The 7652-nt window shown below is 61.8% G+C and carries 6 protein-coding genes and 1 pseudogene; 4 read left to right on the forward strand and 3 right to left on the reverse strand.

Going from position 1 to position 7652, the window contains the following annotated elements:
• Together G113_RS17490 and G113_RS17495 are read right to left on the reverse strand one after the other, a co-directional pair.
• Positions 1 to 1097, reverse strand: a 1097-nt coding sequence (locus G113_RS17490; protein ID WP_005907954.1) for an NAD-dependent malic enzyme, incomplete at its 3' end; no start/stop codon positions are given.
• A gap of 64 nt (positions 1098 to 1161) precedes the next feature.
• On the reverse strand, positions 1162 to 1980 hold the full coding sequence (locus G113_RS17495; RefSeq protein WP_005907956.1) for an AraC family transcriptional regulator: 819 nt from the start codon (positions 1978 to 1980) through the stop codon (positions 1162 to 1164).
• Between the two features lie 177 nt (positions 1981 to 2157).
• Between G113_RS17495 and G113_RS17500 the strand changes: the two genes are divergently transcribed.
• Together G113_RS17500 and G113_RS17505 are read left to right on the forward strand one after the other, a co-directional pair.
• Complete coding sequence (locus tag G113_RS17500) at positions 2158 to 3537, forward strand: MATE family efflux transporter (protein WP_005907959.1); 1380 nt, start codon at positions 2158 to 2160, stop codon at positions 3535 to 3537.
• A gap of 143 nt (positions 3538 to 3680) precedes the next feature.
• A complete protein-coding gene (locus tag G113_RS17505; protein WP_005907960.1) occupies positions 3681 to 3929 on the forward strand; it encodes a YciN family protein in 249 nt (82 codons plus the stop codon).
• 56 nt (positions 3930 to 3985) lie between these two features.
• On the opposite strand, the pseudogene G113_RS17510 reads toward G113_RS17505, so the two are convergent.
• A pseudogene (locus G113_RS17510) lies at positions 3986 to 5103 on the reverse strand (GGDEF domain-containing protein).
• Between the two features lie 247 nt (positions 5104 to 5350).
• On the opposite strand from G113_RS17510, the gene G113_RS17515 reads away from it, so the two are divergent.
• Together G113_RS17515 and G113_RS17520 are read left to right on the forward strand one after the other, a co-directional pair.
• Positions 5351 to 6745, forward strand: coding sequence for a nucleobase:cation symporter-2 family protein (locus G113_RS17515; protein ID WP_005907961.1), 1395 nt, complete (start codon positions 5351 to 5353; stop codon positions 6743 to 6745).
• A 93-nt stretch (positions 6746 to 6838) separates the two neighbouring features.
• Positions 6839 to 7546: a lipoyl protein ligase domain-containing protein gene (locus G113_RS17520; RefSeq protein WP_005907962.1), complete on the forward strand. Its 708-nt coding sequence runs from the start codon at positions 6839 to 6841 to the stop codon at positions 7544 to 7546.
• Positions 7547 to 7652: the final 106 nt, after the last annotated feature.

Here is a 7652-nt window from a genome sequence, read left to right on the forward strand (position 1 = left end):
GGCCAGTCGGCGATCCGCTCCAGCGGCTGGGAGAGGCGACGCTGGAAATCGAGCTGGTTCGGGATCTTGTCGGTGATAAGACCGAATCTGTCCACCATGAATACCCGACCTCGGGCCTCACCATCGCTCAAGCCTTCGGCCTTCATCTGCGCCACTATCTGCTCGGCGATACCGCACCCGGCGCTGCCGGCGCCAAGGAAGGCGACCCGCTTCTCGGAAAGCTTGGCCCCCGAGGCCTTGCAGGCGGCGATCAGACTGCCGAGCGTCACGGCGGCCGTACCCTGGATGTCATCGTTGAAGCAGCACAGCTCGTCCTTGTAGCGGTTGAGCAGTGGCATGGCATTGCTCTGGGCGAAGTCTTCGAACTGCAGCAGTATGTCAGGCCAGCGGCGTTTGACCGCCTGGATGAAGGCATCGACGAATTCGTAGTACTCCTCCCCCGAGATGCGCGGATGACGCCAGCCCATATAAAAGGGATCATTGAGCAGCTGCTGGTTGTTGGTGCCCACATCCAGCACCACCGGCAGGGTATAAGCCGGAGAGATACCGCCACAGGCGGTGTAGAGCGACAGCTTGCCGATGGGAATGCCCATGCCGCCTATGCCCTGATCGCCCAGGCCCAGGATCCGCTCACCGTCGGTCACCACTATGACCTTGACGTTCTGCTTGGTGGCGTTTTGCAGCATGTCATCGATCCTGTCCTTGTCGGAGTAGGAGATGAAGAGGCCACGGGCACGGCGATAGATGTTGGAGAACTCTTCACATGCCTTGCCCACGGTCGGGGTATAGATGATCGGCATGATCTCGGTCAGGTGATCCCGGATGAGGCGGTAGAACAAGGTCTCATTGGTATCCTGAATGTTGCGCAGATAGATGTGCTTGTCCATATCATTGCCAAAGGCCATGAATTGGCGATAGGCACGTTCCGCCTGCTCTTCGATGGTTTCAATGTTCTGGGGCAGCAGACCTTCCAGGTTGAAGTTGCTGCGCTCCTCGCTGGTGAACGCGCTGCCCTTGTTGAGCAGTGGCGTCTCCAGCAAGGCGGGACCGGCGTAGGGGATGTAGAGAGGACGTTTCTGATTATTATCTTCAAACATGGTTGGGTACCTTGACGATGTGGCCCCTGGATCCTATGGGCTTAGGCCAACAATTTCAAAGGTTTTAGCCATCGTTGTGCGCCTGGATCAGCCCAGTCAGCACGGGCCTGCGACCGAGGCGGCGAAACTCGCCAGGGGTCTGACCAGTTGCACGGCGAAAACGGTTCGCAAAGTTGGCGCCATCGCTGTAACCGACCCGCCCCGCCAGCTCGCTGAGGGGCCAATCGGTATAGAGCAGCAACTGGCGCGCCTTCTCCATGCGCAGCCCCGTCAGCCAGGTCATTGGCCCCATGCCAAACGCCTGCTGGCAGAGCCGGTGCAGGTGCGGCGCCGAGCAAGCCAGCAGGCTGGCCAACTTGGCCACGGTCCAGGGCTCATCGAGTCGCCCCTCCACCAGACGCTGCAAGCCCTGCAACCTGCCGAGGGACGTGCCCCTCGCCTCGCCGCGCAGTACCCGGGCCAGCAGGGTCAACAGCAGGGAGAGCAGCTGAGGTTGCAAGGCCGAACGGCTCCCCTCGGTGTGCATCAAGTGCAGCAGCTGACGCAGTGACTCCCCCTCGCCACTCACCCAGCAGTGATGACCGAGCCGATGCAGATGGTGCCAGCGCGGCACATCGTCGATCAGGATCCAGCTGGTCTGCCAGCTGTGGCCATCGAGCCGAAGGCCGCCGGGCAAAGCCGCGGGCAGAAACACCAGGGCGCCTGCCGGGATGGGGCTCTCCCCCTGTTCGGTCAGCAAGACGCCCCCCTCGCTGTGACTGAGCAGCAGAATGTGAAAGGCGGGCTGATTGCGCTGGATAAGATAATGATCGCGCAGCACCGACAGTCCGGTGAGGAAGATCCCCGCCTCGCCCAGCAGAGGCAGCCCCTCGCGTCCCAGCATGCGCTCCTCGCAACTCTGCGCTATCTCAAGACACTCCCTCTCGAACACCGCGGCCCCTTAATCGATAATGGATAGTTTTGCACAAACAAGACGATAGCCACTCACAGCAGCTGTTCCCGTACTTCCACTTATGATATCGAGCATCAACCTTGTGTTTCCACGACCCGGTTAACAGTAATGAACAATTGGCAAGCGATTTTCAAACAAACCACCGACAAGGAATTCATGGGTAGACTGTGGCGACTGGCACTGCCTGTCTCCCTGCAATCCATGATGTTCTCCCTGCTCGGCCTCATCGACATCATGATGGTGAGCCAGCTGGGTGCGACCGAGGTTGCCGCCGTCGGCTTGGGAAACCGGGTCTTTTTCTTCAATCTGCTGGTGGTCGCCGGCCTCTCTGGCGGCGTCTCTGTGCTGGCGGCGCAGTACTACGGCCGCAACGACCTGAGCGGAGTGCGCCGTGCCCTGGCCCTGGCTCTGCTTAGCGCCGTGCTGGTAAGCCTGCCCTTCGCCCTGCTCTATACCTTTGCCCCCGGCAGCGTGCTTGGCTTTGCCAGTCAAGATCCCGTGCTGCGCCCCCTGGCGGATCAATATCTGATGATCACTGGCGCCACCATTCTCTGCACCGCGCTGGTGGTCCCCCTGGAGGCGGCGCTGCGCTCGGTCGGCAATGCCACTGCCCCGACTCACATCGGCCTCATTGCCATCGTCGCCAACGTGCTGCTCAACTATGCCCTCATCTTCGGTCACTTCGGCTTCGAGGCCATGGGCGTGGCGGGCTCGGCCTGGGGCACCACGCTGTCACGCCTGCTGCAAACCGCGCTGCTGATAGGCTACGTGATGCACAAGGAGGCTCGCCTGCTGCCGCGCCGGCCCGACTGGCTGCTGGCCCTCTCGGCCAAAGAGGCGCGTCGCTTCGTGCTTATCGCCCTGCCCCTGCTGCTGCACGATGGCCTCTGGGCCTTCGGCATGTTGCTCTACGGCTTTCTCTACGCTCACCTGGGGGTGGACTCCCTGGCCATCATGACCACGCTCGGAGCCCTGGAGGGGATCCTCATCTCCCTCTTCTTCGGGCTCGCGGTGGCCTGCGCCACCCTGCTCGGCCATCGCCTCGGCGCCGAGGAGTATGACGCAGCCTGGCAGCAATCCCAGTTGCTGCTGGTGTTGGCCCCCCTTGGTGCCCTGCTGGTCGGCCTCTTCGTCTGGTTCATGCAGGCGCCCCTGCTGCTCTGGATTGGCAACCTGCCCGCAGAGCTTCTACCCCAGGCCGGCCAGGTGCTTGGCATCCTCTGTCTCGGCATGCTGCTCAAGGTGTTCAACATGGTGGGGATCGTCGGGGTGCTGCGCTCGGGGGGAGATGTTAACTACAGCATCTTCATCGACATCGTCAGCATGTGGTGCATCGGGCAGCCCTTGGCCTGGCTGGCGGTAAGCTGGCTCGGCTGGCCGCTGACCTGGGTAGCGGCCGTGGTGTTGCTCGAGGAGGTGAGCAAGGTGTGGCTGGTGCATCGCCGGGTACAGCGCCGCCGCTGGCTGCGCAACCTGGTGACCAGCTGAGGGGGCTCCCGGCCCTCGATTGACTGGTTTGGTGCGCCTCGCTTTGCAGCAGATCAACATCTGAGGGGGGCCATGGGTGTATGCTGTGCCCATCGGTTTTGCGGGGCGGGCCCTGTGCCAGGCCCCAGGTTAGGAGAGAGACGATGCACACACCAAAAGAGACCCTGAGCCAGGAAGCCCTGCTCACCCTGGCCAACGACATTATCCGCAGCCATGAGGACTTCATCCACGGCATGCGCGCCGATGGCGTGGAACAGCGGGGAGACGTCCTGGTGTTCAAGGGGGAGTATTTCATGACCGATGATGGCACCCCGACGCCCAAGACCATGGCGGTATTCAACATGTTCAAGTACCTGGCCCACCAACTCTCGGACAAGTACCAGCTGGACTAAACAAAAGGGATGCCTTATTGGCATCCCTTTTTGTTTCGGGTATCAAGCTATTGCACTCAAGCGACGCTCTGATCCGGGGCTACCGGCTCTCCCACCACGCAGTTGCGACCCGCCACCTTGGCCTGATAGAGCCGCTCGTCGGCCCGATTGAGCAGGCTCTCCGAGGATTCGGCAGAATACATCAGTGCCACCCCGATACTGACGGTCACCTCGAGCAACTCATCGCTGGTCGGGCTCTTGATGAGGCGCGCCTCCACCGCCAGACGCAGCTGCTCGGCAAATTGCATGGCCTGTCGCCCACTGCTGCACTTGGGCAGCAAGATGACAAACTCCTCCCCGCCGTAGCGGCCGAGCACCATCCCCTCCTCGAGCTGCTCGGCCAGGCAGGCGGCCACCTCCTTGAGCACGGCATCCCCCGCCAGATGACCATAATGATCATTGATGCGCTTGAAGCGATCGAGATCAAGCAGCAGCAGGGCGAAGGGTTGCTGCTGGTAGAGAAAACGGGCACGGGCCTGCTCCAACTGCTTCATCATCAGTCGCCGGTTCATCATGCCGGTCAGTTCATCCGTGGTGGATTCGCGATAGAGCTGCAACAGCATATTGAGCTGGCCGCACTGTACCCAGGCACTCGCCAGGGCGAACAGGGCAAGCAGCCAGAACTGATCCAGGGTCGCGGCGCTCCAGAGAGGCTGGCCAAGCAGCAGCCAGTTGCCTCCCAGCATGGCCACCATGATGCACGCCGCCAGTTGCAGGCTGAGGGAGAGGGGCACGGGGAAGATGGCGAACAGGCTGATCAGCAGATAGGGAAAGGCGGAGTAACCGGCCTGCAGATCCTGCTTTGAATCGAAGCTTGCCAGACAGAACAGCGAGAACAGCATCATGACTGTCATCAGATAGCCAAGAGCCAGTTTCATCCGTTCACGACGAAAGTGGATCAGATAGGAGAGCGGGATCAGCGGCGAGAGAGCCAGCAGACAGAAGGCGCGCGCCTTAAGCAGATGGGCAAACTGTTCCTGGTTCAAGGTCAGCCAGTCAACCCCCCCCAGACTGGGATGCCAACCATCAACAGGCAGGTGAGCAGTCGCAGCCTGACCGTCATGAATCCCATGCGGGTCAGGGTGAAATCTTCCGAATGCGCGCGGGCACTCCAGAACTCCGACAGCTTCAACATCCAGAGTCTCCAAGTCGTGAAAGAGGGCTCATTCTACGCCTACGTATGGCAAAAACCCATGCCATCAATGGGTTTTACCGCTCACATCCCGGATCCAAACCGGCGGATCATAATCTTCGCGCGCAAACGTTTCAACCTTGCGACAAATAAACCCGTTTATGGCCAATTGCCGCTGGATCTCACCTTTTCAATCACTACAATAGCCGCCAAATTCCCTCCCCCTCCCCCATAAAATTTCGAGGTATCTATGGAACAGGCTGCTCTCAAGAGCGCTCCCGACGAGCCGCAGCGGCGCCCCCACCCGGATCTGGTCTACGGCATCAATGAGGTTCCCCCCCTGCCCCAGACCCTGTTCGCCGCCCTGCAACACATGCTCGCCATGTTTGTTGCCATCATTACCCCGCCCCTCATCATCGCCAACGCCCTCGGTCTGCCAGCCGACGACACCCGCTACATCGTCTCCATGTCACTGGTCATGTCCGGCATCGCCTCCTTTATCCAGACTCGTCGTTTTGGCCCCATCGGATCCGGTCTGTTGTCGGTGCAGGGCACCAGCTTCAACTTCCTCGGCCCCATCATCGCCTCGGGGCTGGCCCTCAAGCAGGCCGCCATGCCCACGGAGGACCTGCTCGGCACCCTGTTTGGCACCATGCTGGTCGCCGCACTGACCATGGTGGTGCTGAGTCGCTTCCTGCATCTGGTGAGCAGGGTCATCACCCCCCTGGTGACCGGCATAGTGGTGCTGCTCATCGGCCTGACCCTGATCAAGGTGGGACTCATCAGCATGGGCGGCGGCTACGGTGCCCTGGCCGATGGCAGCTTCGCCAGCCATGGCAACCTCTTCCTCTCCCTGCTGGTGCTGGGATTGATTGTGCTGCTGCAACGCAGCCACAACCCCTGGCTGCGCCTCTCCGCCATCATGATTGCCATGCTGGTCGGCTATGGGGTCGCCTTGCTGATGGGCAAGGTGCAGGCGCCAACCTTCGAGGGGCCGCTGCTGATGATCCCGCAGCCACTGCGTTATGGACTCGGCTTTGATTGGCAACTGTTCGTGCCGCTGGCCATCATCTTCGTGGTCACGGCGCTGGAGGCCATTGGCGACATGACGGCCACCTCGGATGTCTCCGGCGAGCCGGTCAGCGGCCCTCTCTACATGAGTCGCATCAAAGGCGGCGTGCTGGCCGACGGTTGCAACTCCATGCTGGCGGCCATCTTCTCCACCTTCCCCATGTCCACCTTCAGCCAGAACAATGGCGTCATCCAGCTGACCGGTATGGCCAGTCGCCACGTCGGTCTCTTCATCGCCGCCATGCTGGCCCTGCTTGGGCTCTTCCCGGCGGTGGCCAGTCTGGTACAGCAGATCCCCGAGCCCGTGCTGGGCGGCGCCACCATCGTCATGTTCGGTACAATCGCCGCGGCCGGGGTGCGTATCATCTCCCGCGAGGAGCTCGACCGACGCGCCTTGATGATACTGGCGGTATCCCTCGCCATGGGACTCGGGGTCGCCCAGGTACCCGAGGTGTTGCAGCACCTGCCGGAGCTGGCCAAGAGCGTCTTCTCCTACGGCGTCGCCACCGGCGGCCTGACCGCCATCATCTTGAATCTGCTACTGCCCAAGCGGCTCCCAGCCGGGACCAGATAATCAACAGATAAGCCCCCAAGCCCCGCCAGTCGGGGCTTTACCTTGCCTACGAGTGGCGTTAGGGTGCACTCTCCTGGTCAACGGATACCCGTCATGCCCTACACCCTGCTCGCCTTGCCTTCATCACTGCCCCCGGATGCCACCCTGGCTCAGGAGCAGCGCTGGCTGAAGGAGTGCGCCCATCACGGCCGGCCTCTGGCCCACCTGTGGCAGGCCCCCCAATGCCTCATCGTTACCCGCAAGGATACCCGGCTGCCCCATTACGCCGCGGCCTGCCAGCAGCTCGCAGCCGAAGGCTGGCCCGTCCATGTGCGCGACAGCGGCGGCACCGCCGTGCCCCACGGTCCCGGCATTCTCAACCTCTCCTTGCTGCTGCCCCGCACCGCTGCGGATCTGGCCCACTACTACCGGCTGCTGGGCGCACCGCTGCTGACCCTGCTGGGGGAGCATGGCCTGGAGGGGAACTACGACTTCGTGCCTGGTTCGTTTTGCGATGGCCAATACAATCTGGTGATCGAGGGTCGCAAGATAACGGGTACCGCTCAGCGCTGGCTGGCACCTGGCCAGGATCACGGCGGCGCCGTATTGGCTCAGGCCATGCTGTTGGTGGCGGGCGATGTGGATGAAGGCACCCGGATGGCAAGCCGCTTCTATGAACTGGCAGGCGGGGAGCTACGCTTTGCGCCCGGCACCTCGACTACCCTGGCCCGTTGCATTGGCTGGCAAGGCAGCGATGCGCAATTGCTCGACAACATTCGATCACGGCTCAAGGAGCTGCTGAGCACAGCCCTGATACCCTGACCCTCTCCCAGAGAGGAAACAGCTCAACCACAGCGCCAATAAAAAGCCACGACAGGGGTCTGGCTTTGCTTTTTCAAGGCAGGTTCAGGTCAGACGGTTTGTGGCG

Origin of the sequence: Aeromonas molluscorum 848 (assembly GCF_000388115.1) — a bacterium.
In the GTDB taxonomy this organism is placed as follows: Bacteria; Pseudomonadota; Gammaproteobacteria; order Enterobacterales; family Aeromonadaceae; genus Aeromonas; species Aeromonas molluscorum.